This window comes from Kocuria kalidii, assembly GCF_044462225.1.
GTDB lineage: Bacteria > Actinomycetota > Actinomycetes > Actinomycetales > Micrococcaceae > Kocuria > Kocuria kalidii.
This window is the reverse complement of record NZ_JBISWJ010000021.1, coordinates 1-21081: the sequence shown is the minus strand read 5'-3', so window position 1 is coordinate 21081 and position 21081 is coordinate 1. Positions and strand designations below refer to the sequence as shown.

17 protein-coding genes, 3 tRNA genes and 1 pseudogene are annotated in these 21081 nt (G+C 74.0%); 7 read left to right on the top strand and 14 right to left on the bottom strand.

The features are described 5' to 3' along the window. Positions 1-156: 156 nt before the first annotated feature. Positions 157-1116: pseudogene (locus ACH9D3_RS02825) on the top strand (Gfo/Idh/MocA family protein); the annotation flags it as partial. Here the strand turns inward: ACH9D3_RS02825 and ACH9D3_RS02820 are convergent. After that, positions 1050-2567, bottom strand: a complete 1518-nt coding sequence (locus ACH9D3_RS02820; protein WP_396409766.1) for a carboxylesterase family protein — start codon at positions 2565-2567, stop codon at positions 1050-1052. The pseudogene ACH9D3_RS02825 and the gene ACH9D3_RS02820 overlap by 67 nt on opposite strands. Positions 2568-2724: 157 nt before the next feature. Between ACH9D3_RS02820 and ACH9D3_RS02815 the strand changes: the two genes are divergently transcribed. Genes ACH9D3_RS02815 through ACH9D3_RS02805 form a run of 3 tightly spaced genes read left to right on the top strand, consistent with a single transcriptional unit; the run spans position 2725 to position 5630 of the window. Beyond that, complete coding sequence (locus tag ACH9D3_RS02815) at positions 2725-2847, top strand: hypothetical protein (RefSeq protein ID WP_396409765.1); 123 nt, start codon at positions 2725-2727, stop codon at positions 2845-2847. A gap of 44 nt (positions 2848-2891) precedes the next feature. Next, a complete protein-coding gene (locus ACH9D3_RS02810) occupies positions 2892-3881 on the top strand; it encodes an EamA family transporter (protein ID WP_396409810.1) in 990 nt (329 codons plus the stop codon). Between the two features lie 42 nt (positions 3882-3923). Further along, on the top strand, positions 3924-5630 hold the full coding sequence (locus ACH9D3_RS02805) for an alpha-amylase family glycosyl hydrolase (protein ID WP_396409764.1): 1707 nt from the start codon (positions 3924-3926) through the stop codon (positions 5628-5630). A 125-nt stretch (positions 5631-5755) separates the two neighbouring features. Here ACH9D3_RS02805 and ACH9D3_RS02800 read toward each other — a convergent pair whose 3' ends face one another. From ACH9D3_RS02800 to ACH9D3_RS02785, 4 genes are all read right to left on the bottom strand, one after another. Further along, positions 5756-6217: a hypothetical protein gene (locus tag ACH9D3_RS02800; protein WP_396401026.1), complete on the bottom strand. Its 462-nt coding sequence runs from the start codon at positions 6215-6217 to the stop codon at positions 5756-5758. A 105-nt stretch (positions 6218-6322) separates the two neighbouring features. Beyond that, positions 6323-6395: transfer RNA gene (locus ACH9D3_RS02795), tRNA-Phe, on the bottom strand. Between the two features lie 62 nt (positions 6396-6457). Continuing rightward, positions 6458-6531 (bottom strand) — tRNA-Asp (locus tag ACH9D3_RS02790). Positions 6532-6610: 79 nt separating this feature from the next. Continuing rightward, positions 6611-6683, bottom strand: a tRNA-Glu gene (locus ACH9D3_RS02785). A gap of 155 nt (positions 6684-6838) precedes the next feature. Between ACH9D3_RS02785 and ACH9D3_RS02780 the strand changes: the two genes are divergently transcribed. After that, positions 6839-7192, top strand: a complete 354-nt coding sequence (locus ACH9D3_RS02780) for a metallopeptidase family protein (protein WP_396401027.1) — start codon at positions 6839-6841, stop codon at positions 7190-7192. Between the two features lie 35 nt (positions 7193-7227). Here ACH9D3_RS02780 and ACH9D3_RS02775 read toward each other — a convergent pair whose 3' ends face one another. Beyond that, positions 7228-8307 carry a universal stress protein gene (locus ACH9D3_RS02775; RefSeq protein WP_396401028.1) on the bottom strand — a complete coding sequence of 360 codons (1080 nt, stop codon included), beginning with the start codon at positions 8305-8307 and terminating at the stop codon, positions 7228-7230. Positions 8308-8495: 188 nt separating this feature from the next. On the opposite strand from ACH9D3_RS02775, the gene ACH9D3_RS02770 reads away from it, so the two are divergent. Beyond that, the gene (locus ACH9D3_RS02770) at positions 8496-9857 is read left to right on the top strand and encodes a D-arabinono-1,4-lactone oxidase (RefSeq protein ID WP_396401029.1); all 1362 of its coding nucleotides are present in this window, start codon (positions 8496-8498) and stop codon (positions 9855-9857) included. 242 nt (positions 9858-10099) lie between these two features. Here ACH9D3_RS02770 and ACH9D3_RS02765 read toward each other — a convergent pair whose 3' ends face one another. From ACH9D3_RS02765 to ACH9D3_RS02730, 8 genes are all read right to left on the bottom strand, one after another. Then, a complete protein-coding gene (locus ACH9D3_RS02765) occupies positions 10100-11527 on the bottom strand; it encodes an FAD-dependent oxidoreductase (RefSeq protein ID WP_396409763.1) in 1428 nt (475 codons plus the stop codon). A 99-nt stretch (positions 11528-11626) separates the two neighbouring features. Continuing rightward, entirely contained in the window at positions 11627-12577 is a 951-nt protein-coding gene (locus ACH9D3_RS02760) for an ABC transporter permease (protein WP_396401031.1), read from the bottom strand. Further along, on the bottom strand, positions 12567-13331 hold the full coding sequence (locus ACH9D3_RS02755; protein ID WP_396401032.1) for an ABC transporter ATP-binding protein: 765 nt from the start codon (positions 13329-13331) through the stop codon (positions 12567-12569). The genes ACH9D3_RS02760 and ACH9D3_RS02755 overlap by 11 nt, the downstream gene beginning before the upstream one ends. Beyond that, positions 13328-14473, bottom strand: a complete 1146-nt coding sequence (locus tag ACH9D3_RS02750; protein ID WP_396409762.1) for an ABC transporter substrate-binding protein — start codon at positions 14471-14473, stop codon at positions 13328-13330. The genes ACH9D3_RS02755 and ACH9D3_RS02750 overlap by 4 nt, the downstream gene beginning before the upstream one ends. A gap of 1 nt (position 14474) precedes the next feature. Then, positions 14475-15866 (bottom strand): sulfate adenylyltransferase subunit 1, encoded by a 1392-nt coding sequence (locus tag ACH9D3_RS02745; RefSeq protein WP_396401034.1) that lies wholly within the window; start codon positions 15864-15866, stop codon positions 14475-14477. A 3-nt stretch (positions 15867-15869) separates the two neighbouring features. Then, the gene (gene cysD / locus ACH9D3_RS02740) at positions 15870-16802 is read right to left on the bottom strand and encodes a sulfate adenylyltransferase subunit CysD (RefSeq protein ID WP_396401035.1); all 933 of its coding nucleotides are present in this window, start codon (positions 16800-16802) and stop codon (positions 15870-15872) included. Positions 16803-16828: 26 nt separating this feature from the next. Then, positions 16829-17596 carry a phosphoadenylyl-sulfate reductase gene (locus ACH9D3_RS02735; protein ID WP_396401036.1) on the bottom strand — a complete coding sequence of 256 codons (768 nt, stop codon included), beginning with the start codon at positions 17594-17596 and terminating at the stop codon, positions 16829-16831. Further along, entirely contained in the window at positions 17593-19287 is a 1695-nt protein-coding gene (locus ACH9D3_RS02730) for a nitrite/sulfite reductase (RefSeq protein WP_396409761.1), read from the bottom strand. Before ACH9D3_RS02730 ends, ACH9D3_RS02735 begins: the two co-directional genes overlap by 4 nt. Positions 19288-19553: 266 nt before the next feature. Between ACH9D3_RS02730 and ACH9D3_RS02725 the strand changes: the two genes are divergently transcribed. Then, positions 19554-21023 carry a solute carrier family 23 protein gene (locus tag ACH9D3_RS02725; RefSeq protein ID WP_396409760.1) on the top strand — a complete coding sequence of 490 codons (1470 nt, stop codon included), beginning with the start codon at positions 19554-19556 and terminating at the stop codon, positions 21021-21023. Positions 21024-21081: the final 58 nt, after the last annotated feature.

The following is a 21081-nucleotide window of genomic DNA, read 5'->3' as shown; positions in this document are numbered from 1 at the left end:
GGCTGAACGGTGGCCGGCCCATTTCGGAGGGCGACGGGCGGATCTTCACGAAATCTTCAAGGGCCAGGGCCCGGCCCCGCGGGACGCTCCGGTGGGAGCCGGCCGGCGCCCCCGACCCCGTGGGGTGCCGCTGGGGCGGTCCGCTATCGTGACCGCATGGCTGAACAGGATGCAGATCGGGTGCTCACCGCCGGACTGGTCGGATACGGCATGGCCGGGCGGGACTTCCACGGCAGGCTGCTGCGGCAGGCCGGGTGCCGGGTCACCGACGTGGTGACCGGCAGTCCGGACCGGGTCTCCGCGGCGCGTGCCGACTGGCCCGGGGTGCAGGTGCACCGGGACCTGACCGGCCTGCTGGAGAGCTCGGGGCCCGACGTGCTGGTCGTCGCCTCCCCCACCGGGCTGCACGTGGAGCACGCCCTGGCCGGCCTGGAGGCCGGGATCCCCGTGGTGGTCGACAAGCCGCTGGCCATGGACCACGAGGGGGCGCTGGCCGTGGTCCGCCGCGCCGAGGCGACCGGGACACCGCTGACGGTCTTCCACAACCGGCGCTGGGACAGCGAGCAGCTGACTCTGGCGCAGGTGCTGGCCGGGGGCGGGCTCGGGGACGTGCACCGGTTCGAACGCCGCTGGGAGCGGTGGCGTCCGGTGCCGAAGAACCGGTGGCGGGAGAACGCGGCCGGGCAGGGCGGCGGGCTGCTGCTCGACCTCGGCCCGCACCTGGTGGACGCGGCGGTCCAGCTGTTCGGGCCGGTGGCGGCGGTCCGGGCCGAGCTGCGCGCCCTGACGACCCCCACGGAGGACGACGTCTTCCTGGCCCTGGACCACGTCTCGGGCACGATCAGCCACCTCTGGGCGGGGAGCCTGGTGGGTGCCCCCGGTCCGCGGACCCGGGTGCTCGGCTCGGCCGGCGCCTTCCTGGTGCCCGGCCACGACGACGCCCCCGGGCCCTTCGACGCCCTCGCGCCCGGGGAGGGCGCGGCGGGCCTGCTGGTCCGCGGCGCCGAGAGCACCCCCGTGCCCACCGCCCCGGGTGAGCCCGCCGACTTCTACCGGGCCGTGGCCCGGTGGCTGCTCGACGACGGCGGGGTCCCGGTGGACCCCTGGGACGCCGTGGCCGTCGCCGCGGTGCTGGACGCGGCCCGGCGCAGCGCCCGCACGGGGGCGCAGGAGGTCCCCGTCGGGTCCTGAACCCGCCGCACCGCGCCGTGGAGGCGGGCCCGGAGGGGCCGGGAGCCGCCGGCCGACCGGTGGCGCAGGACACCGGGGATGCTCCCGCGGTCCGGCAGCTGCTCGCCGCGGGCGAAGTCGGCCCACAGCCGGCGGAGCCGTCGACCGCGGGCGTGCACGTCTCCCCACGCGGCGCCGGCGAGCAGCCCGGTCCCGGCCCAGGTCCGCTCGTCGCCGAACAGCAGCGGCAGGTCGATCGTGTGGGCGGATCCGTACGGGTTGCCCGGTGCCGCCCACGTGAGCACGTAGGTGTGCGCCGTCCCGCCCGCCCGGACGTGCCGGGCGGCGAAGCGCCGGACCGCCCGGGCGTACACGGCCGAGGTCGCGGTCCCCACCACGGCCCGGCGGAGCACCGGCCCGACCAGCGGGACGCGGGTGGCCCGGTGCAGGACGGGCAGCGTGGGCAGGTAGAGCCTGGCCTCCTCTGCGGTGTGGCCGATGAGCACGTCGATGTGCGGGGCCGCCCGGTCCCAGGCCGCCTCGACGTCCCGCTCGTCCGGCAGGGGGTGGTGGCCGTACTGCGTGCCGAACGGCATCCGGCCCCGCAGCCCGAACGGGGCGGCGCGGGCCTCGACCCCGGCCTGCGCCGCCGGCACCTCGGCGGCCGGCGTCCCGGCGGTGACGCCCCCGGCCGCGGCCGCCATGGCCGTGCTCATCGCCGCCCGGCCGCGGGAGATGCCCAGCGGAGGGCTCTGGAGGATGGCGCGGCGGAACAGTGCGGGCGCCTCGGGGACGGCCATGAGGTGGGCCACGGCGTCGCCGCCGGCGGACTGGCCGAACACCGTCACCCGGTCCGGGTCGCCGCCGAAGGCCGCGATGTTGCGCCGCACCCAGCGCAGCGCCTCGAGCTGGTCCAGCAACCCGAGATTGGCCGGTCGGCCGGGGCCCGCACCGAGGTAGCCGAACAGCCCCAGCCGGTAGGTGACGGAGACGGCGACGACGCGCTGCTCGGCGACCAGGGGCCGGGGATCCATGATCGGGGCGTCACCGGCCCCGGTGGTGTAGGAGCCCCCGTGGATCCAGACCATCACCGGCAGGCCCTCGCCGGCCCGCACGTCGTGGGGCAGGGTCACCGACAGCCGCTGGCAGTGCTCGTCCCGCGGGAGCCCGGCGAGGGTGTCGCCGAGGACTCCGGCGAGGAAGGGCGAGTGCACCTGGGGGCAGGCCGGGGCCGGGTCCGCGGCGTCGAACGGCTCCTCCCGGTCGGCCGCCGGGACGGGGACGGAGAACCGGTCGGCCGTGGCGTAGGGGATCCCCCGCGCCCGGAGCACGTCGCCGTCGGCCCGGGCGCGCACGGGCCCGCACGGAGGAGTGAACGTGCGCGGGCCGTCGGTCATGCTCTCCTTCTACCACGCCGCCCGCACGGGGCGTCAGCGGTGTCCCCGGCGAACCGCGCCGGGGCGTCCTGGTCGCGGCCGGTCCGTCCCGTGGGACACGGCGGCACCCGCCGGCGGCCCCGAGTAGATTGGGCTGTCGACCGACAGGAGCCCGTCCATGACCGCACCCCCGCAGGAGCCGGACCGGCGTCGCACGCCCGCGCGCGCCCGCGCGACGGCCGCCGACGTGCCGGCCGCGCCGTGCGCGGCGCTCCGGACCGTGCGGCGACCGGCGCCGTGAGCGGTGCCGCGGAGACCCCGGCGCACGGCACGGGGAACCGCCCGGTGCGCGGCACGGCCGGCGGCGTCGCCGCGATCCTGGTCACCTCCTTCCTCTGGGGCACCACCGGGACCGCCGCGACCTTCGCCCCCGGTGCCGGTCCGCTCGCGATCGGCGCGGCCGCCCTGGGCGTGGGCGGGCTGCTGCAGGCGGCCATCGCGCTGCCCGCGCTGCGCCGCTCCCGCCGGATGCTGCGGGACCGTGCCGGGCTGGTGGCGGTCGGGGCCGTGGCGGTGGCGGTCTACCCGCTGGCGTTCTACAGCTCGATGCACCTGGCCGGGGTCGCGATCGGCACGGTCGTCTCCCTGGCCTCGGCACCGCTGGCCTCAGGACTGCTGGAGCTGCTCCTCGAGCGCAGGCCGCTGAGCCGGTGGTGGATGCTGGCCGCGTTCCTGGGCATCCTCGGCAGCGCCCTGCTGTGCCTGTCCGAGGCCGACCGGCCGGCGGCCTCGGCTGCGGACACCGCCGCCGGCATCGGGCTCGGCCTGGTGGCCGGCGCCACCTACGCGCTCTACTCGTGGGTCGTCCACCGGCTGATGGCCCACCGGGTGGGGCGTGCGGCGGCGATGGGCGCGGTCTTCGGGGCCGGCGGGGCACTCCTGCTCCCCGTCCTCGTGCTCACCGGGGCGCCCCTGCTGGCCTCGGCGCAGTCGTTCACCGTGGCCGCCTACATGGCCCTGGTGCCGATGTTCCTGGGGTACTTCCTGTTCGGCATCGGGCTCACCCGGGTGCGTCCGAGCACGGCCACCACGCTCACCCTCACCGAACCGGCCGTCGCGGCGGTCCTGGCGGTCGTCGTCGTGGGCGAGCTGCTGACGGCCCTCGGCTGGGCCGGGCTGGCGGTCCTCGCGGCCGCCCTGGTCGTCCTGGCCCTCGCGCCCACCAACGTGGTCGGCCACCGTCCGGCCCCGGTACAACCGGACGGTGGGCCGCCGGCCCCGGCGCATCCGGTCCCGGCCCAGGCCGCCGTGACACCGCACCGGGGGACTGACTAGGTTGGGGACGCCCCCGCACCGGACACCCCCGAGGACGATCCCATGACGCAGCAGGTCAGCCAGCTCCCCACGACCGACGACGGACCGTGGTGGCGCTCCGCGGTGATCTACCAGATCTACCCCCGCTCCTTCAACGACTCGAACGGTGACGGGATGGGCGACCTGCCCGGCGTCGTCGACCGCCTCGACTACCTCGCGGACCTCGGCGTGGACGCCCTGTGGCTGTCCCCGTTCTACGTCTCCCCGCAGCACGACGCCGGCTACGACGTCTCCGACTACCGGGACATCGACCCCCGCTTCGGCACCCTCGAGGACTTCGACCGGATGCGCACCCGGATGGCGGAGCTCGGGATGCGGCTGATCGTGGACCTCGTGCCCAACCACACCTCGAGCGAGCACGAGTGGTTCCGGGCCGCCGTCGCGGCCGCACCGGGCAGCCCCGAGCGGGACCGGTACCTGTTCCGGGACGGCCGGGGCGAGCGCGGCGAGCTGCCGCCCAACAACTGGCGCTCCGTGTTCGGCGGGGAGGCCTGGACCCGCCTGCCGGACGGGCAGTGGTACCTGCACCTGTTCGACAGCACCCAGCCGGACCTCAACTGGGAGAACCCGGAGGTGTGGGAGGAGTTCCGCTCCGTCCTGCGCTTATGGCTGGACCGGGGCGCGGACGGCTTCCGCGTGGACGTGGCCCACGGCCTCGTCAAGGCCGAGGGCCTCCCGGACTGGGACCACCGGGTGCACATGGTGGAGGGAGAGCACGACGCGCGGGAGCACGACGAGCCGGACACCCCCATGAACACCGGCAGCCCGTACTTCGACCAGGACGGCGTGCACGAGGTCTACCGCGACTGGCACCGGGTGCTCGCCGAGTACGAGGGCGACCGGATGATGGTGGCCGAGGCGTGGGTCGAGCCCGCGCACCGGCTGGCGATGTACGTCCGCTCCGACGAGATGCACCAGGCCTTCAACTTCGACTTCCTGGTGGCCGGGTGGGACTGGTCCCGGATGTCCCGGGCGATCGAGGACTCCCTCGCGGAGTCGGCGAAGGTGGGGGCGCCCACCACGTGGGTGCTCTCCAACCACGACACCGTCCGGCACGTGTCCCGCTTCGGGCTCGCCGACCCCATCGCCTACCCGAAGGGCATCGACGCGGAGCACGAGCAGCCGGACCACGAACAGGGTCTCGCCCGCGGCCGCGCCGCCGCCCTGGTGGAGCTCGCGCTGCCCGGCTCCGCGTACCTGTACCAGGGGGACGAGCTGGGCCTGCCCGACCACACGAGCCTGCCGGCCGAGCTGCGCCAGGACCCGGCGTTCGCCCGCACCCGGGGCGCGGAGACCGGCCGCGACGGCTGCCGTGTGCCCCTGCCGTGGGCCGCCGGGGAGCCCGGCCACGGCTTCGGCCCCGATCCGTGGCTGCCGCAGCCCGCGTCCTTCGCCGAGCTCGCGGCGGACCGGCAGGTGGGGGTCCCCGGGTCCACGCACACGCTGTACCGCGCGGCGCTGCGCGCGCGCCGGGAGCTCGGACTGGGCCGCGGAACCTTCGCGTGGCACGAGAGCCACGACGCCGCGGCGGGCCTGCTGTCCTTCGTGAACACCTCCGGCACCGGGCGGCGGGTCCTCGTGGCGGCGAACCTGGGCGGGGACCCGGTGCCCCTGCCCGCCGGGGAGCTGCTCGTCACGAGCCGGCAGGACGCCGTGACGGACGGTGCCCTGCGGCCCGAGCGGGCGGTGTGGGTGCTCCTGGCGGACTGACCCCGGGCGGGCACCGCACGACGCCGCGCCCCGGGTCCTGCCGCCGCTCGCGCGCCGTCCCGGCCGCGCCCGTCGAGCCTCCTGCCCGGACCGGCCTCCTGCCCGCCGTCCGGGCAGGAGGCCGGTCAGGTCGAGGGGGTGGGTTCGGTGCACGCCTGCCGCAGCCAGTCGCCCACCGGCACCAGCGTCCGCTGCAGCCCGGCGAGCTCGGCGGGCTGCACGGACGCGCCCGAGGACTCCAGGGCGGCCACGGCGTCGTCGAACGCGGGGTGCAGCTCGGCCGGCAGCCGGGGCATGAGCTCGCGCACGGAGGAGGCCGCGTCCCGGGGACGGAATCCGGGGTCCGCCCCGTCGGCGGACAGCGGAACGAGGGTCAGGGCGGTGTAGGCGCTCGCCACGTCGAAGCAGGTCCCCGGCTCCGGGGAGGGCCCCGAGGATGCCGGGGAGGGGGCGCCGGTCGACGGCTCCAGGACGAGCTCCGGGGGCGCCTGGGCGGTGCCGCAGCCCGTCGGCGCGAGCAGGCACAGCGCGCAGAGCACGAGAGCTGCTGCCCGGCGGAGGGCCGGGCGACGAGGGTACCGGGTCACGCCTCCCAGCGTAGGGAGCGAACCTCGGTGCCGGCTGGCAGCCGGTGCCGCGGCCCCGGACACGACGAAACCGCCGGCCCCCGAGGGGACCGGCGGTTTCCGCGGTGGCTCCGACCGGCGTCGATCCGGTGACCTTACGATTTTCAGTCGTACGCTCTACCAACTGAGCTACAGAGCCCGGCACATCCGGACCGGATATGCCTCGACGGCGCCGCATCGTGTCGATGAACGCCGTCCGAGCGACCCTGACGGGACTTGAACCCGCGACCTCCGCCGTGACAGGGCGGCACGCTAACCAGCTGCGCTACAGGGCCTTGCTGTTTCCAACGAGGACTGATCTTACCAGCATTCCTCGGCGGTTGTGCAAATCGGAGGGACAACCCTCCGCTCGCGTACCCCCAACGGGATTCGAACCCGTGTCGCCGCCGTGAAAGGGCGGTGTCCTAGGCCACTAGACGATGGGGGCCGGGACGCCCGCGTCGACGGCCACCACCTCGGCGACCGAGGACCGTGACACGGGGAAACCGGGTCCAGCTTAGAGGTTCGCGCGGAGTCCGCACAATTCCCGCCCGGCGTCCGGGGTCCAGGCGCCGCACGGGCTCGTGCGGTAGGACTGGACGGATGATCGAGATGACCCGCCAGGAGTTCGACAGCGCCGTCGACGACGCCATCGACCTGATCCCGGACGCCCTCTTCCAAGCGATGGACAACGTGGTGATCCTCGTCGAGGAGGAGCCGCCGGAGCACTCCCCCGGGCTGCTCGGCCTCTACGAGGGCGTCCCGCTCACCGCCCGGGACGGCGGCTGGGGCGCCGGCTCCCTGCCGGACCGGATCTTCGTCTACCGGGGCCCGCTGCAGCGCATGTGCGCGGAACGGGAGGAGCTCGTGGAGGAGATCACGGTCACCGTCATCCACGAGGTCGCCCACCACTTCGGCATCGAGGAGGACCGTCTGCACGAGCTGGGCTGGGGCTGAGCCGGCCGGCCCGGGCGACCCGGGGGCGGACGTCCTCAGGCGTCCCAGGGGCGGACGTCGTCGGAGTCGAACTCCTTGCGGGTCTCGATCCGCTCGTCGTAGCGGTCGGGGACGATCAGCACGGGCCCGGCGGCGTTGTGCAGCACGCCCTGGGACGTGGAGCCCAGGAGCATCCCGGCGAACCCGCCGCGGCCGCGCGTGCCCAGCACCACCAGGCCGTTGCGCCGGGTCTGCTCCACGAGCACCTGCACCGGCGCCCCGTCCGCGAGCTCGGAGCTGATCTCCAGGTCCGGGAACCAGCTCTCCAGCCAGGCGACGCCGCCGTTGAGGGCCCGCGCGACGTCGTCGTACATCATCTCGAAGTCCACGGCCGTGGGCATCCACGCCAGGGCCCCGCTCACGGGCGGGAGTGCGCACAGCACCGTCAGCGGGACGCCGAGCAGACGCGCCTCCTCCGCGGCGTAGAGCATGGCCGCCCGGGCCTGGGCGGAGCCGTCCGAGCCGACGACCACGCGGTCCACGAGGGCGCGGCTGCCGGTGAGCTCCTCCGCCCGCAGGTGCTTCTCCGTCCAGGGCAGGGGAACCACCCCCGTGGGGCACTTCGAGTGCGCCGGCACCGCCGTGGAGACCGTGCCGAGCAGCCGGCCCAGCAGGCCCCCCCGGCCGCGGGAGCCCAGGACCAGCAGCTCCGCCGTGCGGCTCAGCTCGAGCAGGGCCCCGGAGGGGTCCCCCGTCTCGACCGTCGCCCGCAGCTCGACCCCCACGTGCCGCACCTGGTCCGCCGCGTGGTTCAGGAGCTCCTCCACGCCGTGGGTGAGCGCCGCCTCGTCCACGGTCGCGTAGCCGGTGTCGAACCCCGAGCCCGAGAACACGGGCATGCTGTAGGCGGTGACCAGGCGCACGGCGCGGCCGCGGCGGCGTGCCTCCCGGGCGGCCCACAACAGGGCCCCGATGCTCTGGGCGGACCCGTCGATGCCCACGACGACCTCCCCCGTGGCGTCGAGGGAACGGCCCCGCCCACCGCCCGAGGGGATGCGGTGGCGCACCGCCTCCTCGCCCAGGCTGGCCTCGTGGCGCTCGTCGCGCTCGCGGTCCGGGGACGGGTGGTCGGTCATGGTGCTGCCTCCTGTGCGCGTCCTCGGTCCGCAGGCCTCCGGTCCGGCCACGGACCTCGCCTCCGATGGTACGCGCGGAGGACCGGCGAGCGGCGCCCCGCGCCGCCTGCCGGGCATCGGATCGGTGCCCGGGGTGAGAGGATGAGGGCGCACTGTGCACCTGCCTGCGAGGAAGGACGGTCCCGCCGATGAGCGAGGTCCCGATGCCCGACGCCCTGCCCGGCGAGACCGGGACGAGCGAGTGGGCCACGTGGGGCAGGACGCACTCCGTCACCCCGCGGCACGTCCTGCGCCCCACCTCCGTCCCGGAGCTCGCGGAGTGCGTCGCCGCCGCCGTGCGCCGCGGCCTGGGCGTGCGCGCGGTGGGCTCCGGCTGCAGCTTCTCGGCGCTGCCCCTCGCCCCCGACGTCATGCTGGACCTCTCCGGCCTGTCCGGGGTGCCGGCCGTGGATCCGGCCAGCCACCGGGTCACGGTCCTGGCGGGCACCACGATCCGCGCCCTGAACCAGGAGCTGGACGCCCACGGCCTGGCCGTGAGCAACCTCCCGGACAGCGACTGGCAGACGGTGGCCGGCGCCATCTCGACCGGCACCCACGGCACCGGGCTGGCCTTCGGCTCCCTGTCCCAGCAGGTGGTCGCCCTGAGCCTGGTCACCGCCCGCGGCGAACTGGTGGAGTGCTCCGCCGAGCAGCACCCCGGGCTGTTCCAGGCCGCGCGCGTGGGGCTGGGGGCCATGGGCGTCATCGCGAGCGTGACCCTGGAGTGCGAGCCGACGTTCCGGCTCCACGCGGCGGAGATCAAGGAACCCCTCGGGCAGCTCGTGGACACCCTGGGGAGCCGGATGTCCGGAGCCGACCACTTCGAGTTCTTCTGGACGCCGGGGACCGCCACCGCCCAGACCCGCATCCTGACCCGCCTGCACAAGCTCCCGGACACCTACACCCGGCCCGGCTCCCCCGTGGCCCGCACCGTGCGCCGGCTCGACGACGCCCTGCTGCGCAACACCCTCACCGCCGGGTTGAACCAGCTGGCCACCGCCCTGCCGCGCTCCACGCCGGGGCTCAACCGCATCGACGCGCTGACGAACAGCCCCCGGCAGTACAGCGACCTGTCCTTCCGGGTGTTCACCGTGCCGCGACGGACCCGGTTCGTCTCCTCCGAGTACGCGCTGCCCGCCGAAGCGCTCGTGCCCGCGTTCCGGGAGCTGCAGACGCTCATCGAGCGCCGCGACTACTCCTTCTCGCTCCCGGTGGACGTCCGCTGCGCCGCGGCCGACGACGCCTGGCTCTCCCCTGCCCACGGCCGGGAGACCGGCTGGATCGCGCTGCGGCAGTACTGGCGGAAGTACGACCCGAAGGTCTTCGCCGCGGCGGAGGAGATCTTCGTGGCCCACGGCGGCCGCCCGCACTGGGGCACCGTGCACACGCAGGACGCCGAGCACCTGCACGCGGTGTACCCGCGGTTCCAGGACTTCCTGGACGCCCGGGCGTCGGTCGACCCGGACGGGGTGTTCCTCAACGACCACGTCCGCCGGCTGCTGGGCCTCTGAGCCCGGCCGCGGGACGGACACGCCCGTCCACGGAGGGCACGACGGCGGACGGCCGACGACTGACGCCGGACAGCGGACAGCGGACAGCGGACGGCGGACGGCGGAGCGTGCACGCCCGAGGGGCCGCGTCCGGCCGGACGCGGCCCCTCGGGCGGTGCTGCGGTCCGGACCGCCTGTCCGGACCACTCGCCCCGGGCAGCTGCACAGGTCACCTGCTCAGGTCACCTGCACAGGGCACCTGCTCAGACGGGCGAGGAGACCGGCTCCGCCACGCCCTCGCGGGAGACGCTGACCATCTCCTCGCGCTCGACCACCTTGACGCGCTCGCGCGGGTTGCCCTCGGCGTCGTGCGAGGACTGGCCGAGGCCCTGCTCGTACTCGTCGAGGGCCAGCCAGCCCTCCCAGGTGGTGTACTCGACGCCGCGGGCCTCGAGCACGTCGTCGACGGACCCGGGCTCCGGGCGGGTGGCGCCCGGCAGCACGGCACGGTCCTCCAGCAGGTGGGTGACCGTCTCGAGGGCGTCGGACTTGGTGGCACCGATCAGGCCGACCGGACCGCGCTTGATCCACCCGGTCGCGTAGAGGCCGTGCAGGACCGTGCCGTCCTCGGACAGGACGCGGCCCTCCACGTTGGGGATCACGCCGCGGCCGTCGTCGAAGGACAGCTCCGGCAGCCGGGAGCCCAGGTAGCCGACCGCGTGGTAGACGGCCTGCACCGGGTAGTCGACGTACTCGCCGGTCCCGGACACGGAGCCGTCGCCGTTGAGCCGGGTCCGCTCCATCCGCAGACCGGTGACCCGGCCGTCCTCGCCGAGCACCTCGCGGGGGCTCTGCAGGAAGTGCAGGTGCAGGCGCCGGGAGGCGCTCTTCGGGGAGTCGTCGGCCCGCCACTTCTCGAGGGTCTTGACCATCACCTTGACCTGGTTGTTCTCGGCGATGGCCTGCTCGGAGCCCTCGTCGTAGTCGAAGTCCTCGTCGTAGACGACGATGTCGACGTCCCGCGACTTCGCGAGCTCGCGCAGCTCGAGCGGGGTGAACTTCACCTGCGCCGGGCCGCGGCGGCCGAAGATGTGCACGTCCGTGACCGGGGAGGCCTTCAGGCCCTGGTAGACGTTGCCGGGGATCTCCGTGACGAGCATGTCGTCGGCGTGCTTGGAGAGCACCCGGGCCACGTCGAGGGCCACGTTGCCGTTGCCGATGACCGCGACCTCCCGGGCCTCGAGCGGCCAGGTGCGCGGGAAGTCGGGGTGGCCGTCGTACCAGGCGACGAACTCGGCGGCGCCGTGGACGCCCTCGAGGTCGTTGCCGGGGATGTTCAGGGGGGCGTCGTAGACGGCGCCGGTCGCGAAGATCACGGCGTCGTAGTGCGCGCCGAAGTCGGCCAGGGTGAGGTCCCGGCCGAACTCCACGTTGCCGAAGAAGCGGATGTCGCCGCGGCCCATGATGGCGCGCAGCGCGGTGATGATGCCCTTGATGCGGGGGTGGTCGGGGGCCACGCCGTAGCGGATGAGCCCGAAGGGGGTCGGGTAGCGGTCGAACAGGTCGATGCTGACCTCGAGCTCCCCGCTCTTCACGGGCTCGGACTTGGTGAGCATGTCCGCGGCGTAGATGCCGGCCGGGCCGGCGCCGATCACGGCGACGCGCAGGGGGCGGGTGGTGGTGTCAGCCACTGAGGTTCCTTTCGATTGCGCGCACGGCGTGCACCGCGCGCATCGTAGACCGGGTCCAAGATTAGTGAAGTTCTCGCAGAATCTCCTGGGTGGGGGTGCTCATGACCGGTGGCCGAGCAGCCCCCGCCCGCGCAGGAGACGTCGTTCCACGGGGTTGAAGAACAGCAGCTCCACGAGGATGCCGACGGCGAGGATCGCGAGCACCGCGACCATCACCACGGCCATGTTCGAGACGGTCCGGCCCTGGGCGAGCAGGGAGCCGAGGCCGAACCCGATGGAGCCGCCGATCGCGATGAGCTCCGCGCCCATCAGCGAGCGCCAGGAGAACGCCCAGCCCTGCTTGAGCCCCGCGACGTAGCCGGGCAGGGCCGCGGGGAGCACGATCCGGCTCGCCATGGTCCAGCCCGAGGCCCCGAGCACGTGCCCGGCGCGGCGCAGCTGCGGCGGAATCTGGTCCACGCCCGCGAGCATCCCGTTGACGATCGAGGGCACCGCGCCCATGAGCACCACGAAGTACACGGTGGCGTCGGACAGGCCGAACCAGATGATCGCGGCGGGCACCCACGCGACGGACGGCAGCACCTGCAGCCCGGAGATGAGCGGGCCCACGGCGTTGCGCAGCCCCTGCCACTGCGCCACGAGCAGGCCCAGCGGGGTGGCCACGGCCACGGCGATCAGGAATCCGCTGACGCCGCGCCACAGGCTCGTGCCGAGCGCGCCCAGCACCGTGCCGTCGGAGAGCAGGACCCCGACCTGGCGGGCGACGTCGACGGGGCCCGGCACCACGTCCGGGCGGGGACCGAGGACGGCGACGAGCAGCTGCCACAGCAGCAGCGCGAAGAGGAGCGCCACGAGCGGCGGCGCCACCTTGGTGCGCAGCACGTCCGCCGCCGAGGTGCGGCGGGTGCGCTCGGTCTGCAGGGCGTCGAGCCCGGCGAGCTCGGCGGCCGGGTGCCCGGCGGCCGGTCCGTGGGACGGGACCGGGGCGGGCGCGGGGACAGGGGCGGTGGCGCGTCCGACGACGGCGGGCGCGGCGGTCTCAGGCGGCATGGCGGCTGATCTCCTCCCGGAGTCGTGCGGTGATCGTGCGGGTCAGTTCGGCGAGGGTCTCGTCGAGGGACTGGGCGTTGCCCTCGAAGCCGTAGGCGTCCGGGTCCTTCCAGGGGCGGGTGTCCCACTCCTCGACGATCCGGCCCGGCCGGGAGGACATGAGCAGCACCCGCTGGCCGAGGCGCACGGCCTCGCCCACGTTGTGCGTGATGAACACGATCGTGCGTCCGGTCGCCCGCCAGATCCGCAGCAGCTCCTCGTGCAGCAGGTCGCGGGTGATGGCGTCCAGGGCGGAGAACGGCTCGTCCATCAGCAGCACCTCCCGGTCCTGGGCCAGCGCCCGGGCCAGGGCCACGCGCTGGCGCATCCCGCCGGAGAGCTCGTGCGGGCGCTTGTCCCCGGCGTGGCCGAGCCGGACCAGCTCGAGCAGCTCGTGGGCCCGCTCCGGGCGCTCGGCCCGGGGCACGCCGCGCAGCTCGAGGGCCAGCTCCACGTTGCGGCGCGCACTGAGCCAGGGGAACAGGGCGGCGTCCTGGAACATCAGGGCCGCACCCTCCGCCGGGACGGTCACGGACCCCCCGGTGGGCTCCTCCAGGCCCGCCACGATGTTGAGCACGGTCGACTTCCCGCACCCGGAGGCCCCGAGCAGGGCCACGAACTGGCCCTGCTCCACGGTCAGGTCCACGCCCTCCAGGACAGGCCCGTCCGTGGTGCCGAACCGCTTGCTCAGGTTCTCGAGCCGGATCGCGGTCACAGGTCCGCCCCCTCGGCGGCGGACGGGCGCAGGCGCTCCAGGAACCGGGTGTCCACGAGCCCCTCGAGGGAGGCGTCCTGGGTGGTGCCGGCCGCGACGCCGTCGGCGAGCAGGGCGGGATAGGTCTCCGTGAGCGGGTCGACCGTCCACTCGAGCGCGCCGAGGGCATCGATCAGCGTGCTCTGCGGCAGGGGCTCGGTGCCGGCCTCCACGAGCGCGGCGTTGAGGGTGCCGGCCAGTTCCACGGGGTCGTCCTCGTGGGCGTCCAGCCACGCCACGGAGCGCTCCAGGCCGCGGACGAGCTGCTGCACGGTCTCGGGGTGGCGCTCGAGGTAGTCCCGGCGCACGACGAGCACCGTGGTGGGGAACCGGCCGTCCTCCCACAGGTCCCGCTCGTCGACGAGCACGGTGGCGCCCTCCTCCTGCACGGCGCGGGTGGCCCAGGGCTGGGGCAGCCAGCCGCCGTCGATCTGGCCCTGCCGGAGCATCTGGAGGGCCTGGCCGTTGGGCATGGGGGTGATGGCCACGGAGCGCTCCCCGTCCCCGTCGACCGCGTAGCCGCGCTCGGCGAGCCAGGTGCGCAGGGCCACGTCCTGGGTGCCGCCGAAGTCGGGGGTCGCCAGCGTGCGGCCGGCGAGGTCGTCCTCGCCCGCGACGTCGCCGGCCACCACGAACTGGGCGCCGCCGGAGGCCGCCCCCGCGACGACGGCCAGGGACTCCCCGCCCGACTGCACGTAGGAGTTGATCGCCGGGCTGGGGCCGACGAAGGCGGCGTCGAGCGTCCCGGCGTTCATGGCCTCCACGGCGGTGGGGCCGCTGCCGAAGACCTGGGCGGACAGCTCGGTGTCGCCCACCTCCTGGGCGAAGAATCCCTCCGCGGTGCCCACCAGGGCGGGGGCGTGCGTGAGGTTGCCGAAGTAGCCCAGCCGCAGCTCGGCCGCCTCGGAGGTCTCCACCCCCGCCTGCTCCCAGGCCTCGAAGGTCCCGTCGGCGCGCAGCCCGGTGGCGGTCGCCGTGAGGATGCCCAGGACGGCGAGCGCGGTCAGCACCAGCGGCCAGCCGAGGCGGCGGCGTCCCGCGGCGGGGCGGCCGCTGTCGCCGGCCGTCACCGTGGCGAGGTCCAGCGGCTGCTGCCGGCCCACCTCAGGCGTCCCGCACGAGCCCGGCGGCGAGCGTGTTGCCCGTGGCCGGGTCGACGAGCAGGAAGGCTCCGGTGCGCCGCAGGCGGTCGTAGGCGTCGACGGGCAGCGGGGAGGCCAGGCGCAGGCGCACCCGCCCGATGTCGTTGAGCTCGAGGGTCGCCGCGTCCCGCAGCACGAGCTCCTCCAGGTCCAGCCGGCCCTCGAGCTCCTGGACCATGGCCTGGACCGTGGCGGCGCCGTGCTTGACGAGCACGCGGGCGCGGGGCTGCAGGGGCCGCTCGCCGAGCCAGGCCACGGAGGCCACGAGGTCCCGGACGGGCTCCGGCAGCTCGTCGTCGGCGCTCGCGACGAGGTCGCCGCGGGCGATGTCGATGTCGTCGGCCAGCCGCAGGGTCACGGACAGCGGCGCCGCGGCCTCCGTCAGCTGCTCGCCGGGCAGGGGCGCCCCGGGGGCGGGCGCCGTGCCCGCCACGTCGATCCCGGTGACCGTGGTGCGCCGGCCCGCGGGCAGGACGACGACCTCGTCGCCGACCGCGACGGTGCCCGAGGCGATCTGGCCGGCGTAGCCGCGGTAGTCCCGCAGCTCCTCGGGGTCCGCGCCCGGCGCCGTGCCGCCCTGCGGGCGGATGACGTACTGGACGGGGAAGCGGAAGGGGCGTGCGGTGCCGCGGCCGGACTCGTCGACCGTGGGCAGCTCCTCGAGCACGCGCAGCAGCGGCCGCCCGGAATACCAGGGCGTCCGCTCCGACGGCTCCACCACGTTGTCGCCCTCGAGGGCGGAGACGGGCACCACGTGCACGTCCTCGATGCCCAGCCGGGCGGCGACGTCGGTGGCGTCCGCCGCGACCCGGTCGTAGACCTCCCGGTCGTAGTCGACGAGGTCGATCTTGTTCACGGCGACCACCACGTGGGGCACGCGCAGCAGCGACACGACGGCCAGGTGCCGGCGGGTCTGCTCGACCACGCCGTGCCGGGCGTCGACGAGCAGCACGACGGCGTCGGCGGTCGAGGCGCCCGTGACGGTGTTCTTGGTGTACTGCACGTGGCCGGGGCAGTCGGCGAGGATGAAGGAGCGGCGGTCCGTGGCGAAGTAGCGGTAGGCCACGTCGATGGTGATCCCCTGCTCACGCTCGGCGCGCAGGCCGTCGGTCAGCAGGGCGAGGTCGATCCGCCCGGTCCCGCCGCCGAAGCCGCGCTCGGCCGAGGTGCGGCCCACGGCCTCGAGCTGGTCGGCGAGGATCGCCTTGGCGTCGTGGAGCAGCCGGCCCACCAGGGTGGACTTGCCGTCGTCGACGGAGCCGGCGGTCGCGAAGCGGAACAGCGAGCCGGGGTCGATCGTGGGGACGAGCTCGGCCGCGGAGGCCGGCGGGGTCACGGTGCTGGGGGAAGTCATGATCTAGAAGTACCCGTCCTTCTTGCGGTCCTCCATGGCGGCCTCGGAGATCCTGTCGTCCGCGCGGGTGGCCCCGCGCTCGGTGAGCGTGGACACGGCGACCTCGGCCACCACGTCGGCCACGGTCCGCGCCCCGGAGAGCACGGCTCCGGTGCAGGACATGTCCCCCACGGTGCGGTAGCGGACCGTCTGCTGCTCGACGGGCTCGGCCTCGGTCGGGGCCGAGAACTCCCCCACGGCCATCCACATCCCGTCCCGGCGGAACACGTCCCGCTCGTGGGCGTAGTAGATCGGCGGCAGCTCGATGTTCTCGCGCTCGATGTAGCGCCAGATGTCCAGCTCGGTCCAGTTGCTGATGGGGAAGGCCCGCACGTGCTGCCCGGCGGTGTGCCGGCCGTTGTACAGGTTCCACAGCTCGGGGCGCTGGTTGCGCGGGTCCCACTGGCCGAACTCGTCGCGCAGGGACAGGATCCGCTCCTTCGCCCGGGCCTTGTCCTCGTCGCGGCGGCCGCCGCCGAACACGGCGTCGAACCGGTGCTCCGCGATGGCGTCCAGCAGCGGGACGGTCTGCAGCGGGTTGCGGGTGCCGTCGGCGCGCTCGAGCAGCCGGCCGTCGTCGAGGTAGTCCTGCACCGACGCCACGACCAGCCGCAGACCGAGCCGCTCCACGGTGCGGTCCCGGAAGGCGAGGACCTCCGGGAAGTTGTGGCCGGTGTCCACGTGCAGCACGGGGAACGGGATCCGCCCCGGCCAGAAGGCCTTGGCGGCCAGGTGCAGCATGACCACCGAGTCCTTGCCGCCGGAGAAGAGCATGGCCGGGCGGTCGAACTCCGCCACGACCTCGCGCAGGATGTGGATGGACTCGGCCTCGAGCGCGTCGAGGCTGCTGTGCACGCCGGCGGTCGCAGGGGCCGGGGCAGTGGTCGTGGTGGGCACGTTCGCCTCCGTCGTCGTGGGTGCGCTCACAGGTGGATACCGCACTCGATCTTGTCGTTGCCGGACCAGCGGCCGGCGCGCGGGTCCTCGCCGGGGGCGGTGGGGCGCGTGCAGGGGGCGCAGCCGATGGAGAGGTAGCCCTCCGCCATCAGCGGGTTGGTGGGCACGCCGTGGTCCTGCGACCACTGGATCAGCTCGTCGAGGGTCCAGCGGACCATCGGGTTGACCTTGACGATCTTGTGGGTCTCGTCGAAGGTGACCATCGGCGCGTTGGTCCGGGTCCACGACTCGTCGCGGCGCACACCGGTGAACCAGACCTCGTAGCCGGCCAGGGACTGCCGCAGGGGGTTCACCTTGCGGATGGTGCAGCACAGGCCGGGGTCGCGGGCGAAGAGGTCCTTGCCGTGCTGGGCGTCCTGCTCGGCCACGGTCAGCTCGGGGAGGGCGTCGACCACGGTGATGTCGAGCATGTGCTCCACGGCGGCCCGGGTGCCGATGGTCTCCGGGAAGTGGTAGCCGGTCTCGAGGAAGAGCACGTCCACGCCCGGCAGCTGCTCGGCGACCAGGGCCGGGAGCACGGCGTCGGCCATCGAGCAGGCCACGGTGACGTTGCGCAGGTCGAAGTTCTCGGCGACCCAGCGGATCGCCTCCTCCGTGGAGGCCTCGCCCTCGGCCGGGACCCGGCCCTCGGCGTCGAGTTCGGCGTGCAGCGCGGCGGCGCCGGCGTCCGCCAGGGCGCGCAGCTGCTGCTCGTCGCGCAGGGCGGTGCGGGTGCCCGTGTCGGTGCTGGTCATACGAGTTCACTCTCCTCGACCCGGAGGGTCCATTCGGCGAAGGTCTCCTCGCCGGTGCGCTGGGCGAGGAACCGGCGGACCAGTCGCTCGACGTAGTCCGCCAGGTCGTCCTGGAAGACCTTCAGGCCGCGCACGGTGCGGCCCAGGCCGGCCTCCGCACGGTCGTCGGCCGCGAGCCCGCCGCCCAGGTGCACCTGGTAGCCGGGCTTCTGCCCGCCGTCCTCGGTGGGCAGCAGCTGGCCCTTGAGCCCGATGTCCGCGGTCTGGATCCGGGCGCACGAGTTGGGGCAGCCGTTGACGTGCATGGCGAGGGGGTGGGGCAGCTCCACGTCGGCGAGCCGGCGCTCGAGCTCGTCGATGGTGTCCGAGGCCGTCTGCTTGGTCTCGACGATCGCGAGCTTGCAGTACTCGATGCCGGTGCAGGCCACCGTGGACCGGCGGAACGCGGAGGGCCGCGCCTGCAGGTCGAGGGCGTCGAGGTCGGCGACGACGGCCTCGACGTCGGCCTCCTCGATGTCCAGCAGCACGAGCTTCTGGTGCGGGGTGGTGCGCAGCCGGTCGGTGCCGTACTTCGCCATCACCTCGGCCAGGGCCAGCAGCTTCGCCCCGGAGACGCGGCCCACGCGCGGGGCCACGCCGATGTAGAACCGGCCGTCCTTCTGCCGGTGCACGCCGATGTGGTCGCCGGGGGAGGCCGACTTCTCCGGCGCCGGGCCGTCGGCCAGCTCGTAGCCCAGGTACTCGTCCTGGAGCACCTGCCGGAACTTCTCGGCGCCCCAGTCCTGGACCAGGAACTTCAGGCGGGCGCGGTTGCGCAGCCGCCGGTAGCCGTAGTCGCGGAAGACGCCGGTGACGCCCTTCCACACCTCGGGGGCCTGCTCCTCGGTCACGAAGGCGCCCAGGCGCTTGCCGAGGAACGGCACCACGGACAGCGCGCCGCCGACCCACAGGTCGTAGCCGGGTCCGAGCTCGGGGTGGACCACGCCCACGAACGCGCAGTCGTTGATCTCGTGCACCACGTCGAGGGACGGGTGGCCGGTGATCGCGGTCTTGTACTTGCGCGGCAAATTCGAGAACTCCGGGGAGCCGATGTACGTGGACTTGATCCGCTCGATCACCGGGGTGGGGTCGATGATCTCGTCCTCGGCGATCCCGGCGAGCGGGGAGCCCAGGATGACGCGGGGGACGTCCCCGCAGGCCTCGATCGTGTCCAGGCCCGCGTCCTCGAGCCGGCGCCAGATCTCCGGGACGTCCTCCACGCGGATCCAGTGGTACTGGATGTTCTGCCGGTCCGTGATGTCGGCCGAGTCCCGCGCGAAGTCCGCGGAGATCCGGCCGAGCACGCGCAGCTGCTCGCGGGTGAGGGCCCCGCCGTCGAGCCGGACGCGCATCATGAAGTACTCGTCCTCGAGCTCGGCGTCGGACAGCGATGCCGTCTTCCCGCCGTCGATGCCCGGCCGGCGCTGGGTGTAGAGACCCCACCAGCGGAAGCGTCCGTGCAGGTCCTGGGGGTCGATCGACGCGAAGCCGTGCTTCGAGTAGACCTCCTCGATCCGAGCGCGCACGTTGAGCCCGTCGTCGGCCTGCTTGAAGACCTCGTTGGGGTTCAGGGGATCCCGGCCGTCGACCTTCCACTGCCCCTCGGGCTTCGGCTTCCGGGCAGCGCGGGGCGCGCGCGTCGTCTGTGTCATGCCATCGATTGTTCGCGCGTGCCGCGGGACAGTCACGCCGGTCGTCACAAACCGCCATGAACCGTCGTGACGGGTCACAGGGGTTGACTTGGAAATCAAGATGTGCTCCGGGGTCCGACCGAGCCCGCCTCGTCCCCCGTCCCGGCCGGGACGCACCCGAACCCGGACCGGTAGTGTCGTCCCGGTGGCACGCCGGTGCCGCCGTCCGTCCAGGAGCCCTTCCCGCCGGGTCGTGCTCCCTCCCGTCGAGTGCCTGAAGGACCACCATGGCATCCTCCGCTTCCGTCTCCACGGAGACCCCCTCCGGCCCGCCGCGCAACGGCCTGGACCGCTTCTTCAAGATCAGCGAGCGCGGCTCCTCGGTGACGAGCGAGGTCCGCGGCGGCGTGGCGACCTTCATCGCGATGAGCTACATCGTGGTGCTGAACCCGCTGATCCTCGGCTACGGCCCGGACGGCGCCGGCAACGTCCTGGGCGGTGAACGGGTCGCCGCCGTGACGGCGCTCGTGGCCGGCGTGCTGACCATCCTCATGGGCCTGGTGGCGCGCGCGCCCTTCGCGATCGCCACCGGGCTGGGCGTCAACGCGTTCCTCGCCGTCACGATCGTGACCACCCCGCAGCTCACCTGGCCGCAGGTCATGGGGCTGGTGGTGTGGGCGGGCCTGATCATGTTCGTCCTGGTGCTCACCGGCTTCCGCACGGCCGTGTTCAACGCCGTGCCGGCGTCCCTGAAGACCGCCATCGTGGTGGGCATCGGACTGTTCATCGCCCTGATCGGGTTCGTGAACGCCGGGTTCGTGCGCCGCATCCCGGACGCCGCCGGCACCACCGTGCCCGTGCAGCTCGGCGACGGCGGGACGCTGCTGGGCTGGCCCATGCTCACGTTCGTGGTCGGCCTGCTCCTGACCCTGGCGCTCATCGTCCGCAACGTCCGCGGCGCCATCCTGATCGCCGTGGTGGCGACCACGGTCCTGGCCCACGTGCTCGAGGCGGTCGTCCCGTCCGGCTCCTCGGTGGACGCCCCGACCGGGTGGTCGCTCGTGGTGCCCTCCGCCCCCACCTCGTTCGTGGCGCTCCCGGACCTCTCGCTCGTGGGCTCGGCCGCCCCGCTCGAGGCGCTCCAGAGCCTGGGCGCCCTCGCGGCGGCGCTGCTGATCTTCACGATCCTGCTCTCGATCTTCTTCGACGCGATGGGCACGATGGTCGGGCTGTCCCAGCAGGCCGGGCTCGTGGGCAGGAACGGGCAGATCCAGAACGTGGACAAGATCCTGCTCGTGGACGCCGCGGGCGCGATCGCCGGCGGCGCGGGCTCCGTGTCCTCCAACCAGATCTTCGTCGAGTCCTCCACCGGCATCGCCGACGGCGCCCGCACCGGTCTGGCCAACGTGGTCACCGGCGTGCTGTTCCTGCTCGCGATGTTCATCACGCCGCTGGTCAACGTGGTGCCGTTCGAGGCCGTGGCCCCGGCCATGGTGGTGGTGGGCTTCCTCATGGCCAAGCAGGTCGTGCGCATCGAGTGGGACGACTGGGGCCTGTCCGTGCCCTCGTTCCTGACGTTCGCCGTCATGCCGTTCACCTACTCGATCGCCGACGGCATCGGCGCGGGCTTCGTCTCCTACGTCTTCATCCGCCTCGTCCAGGGCCGCGCCAGGGAGGTGCACCCGCTGATGTACGTCGTGGCGGCGGCCTTCGTGGTCTTCTTCGGCAAGGGCGTGGTCGAGGGCTGGATGGCCTGAGCCCTCCCCTCTCCTGCCTCCCCCTCTTCTTCTTCCGATTCTTCGCCGAGGTCGCGGA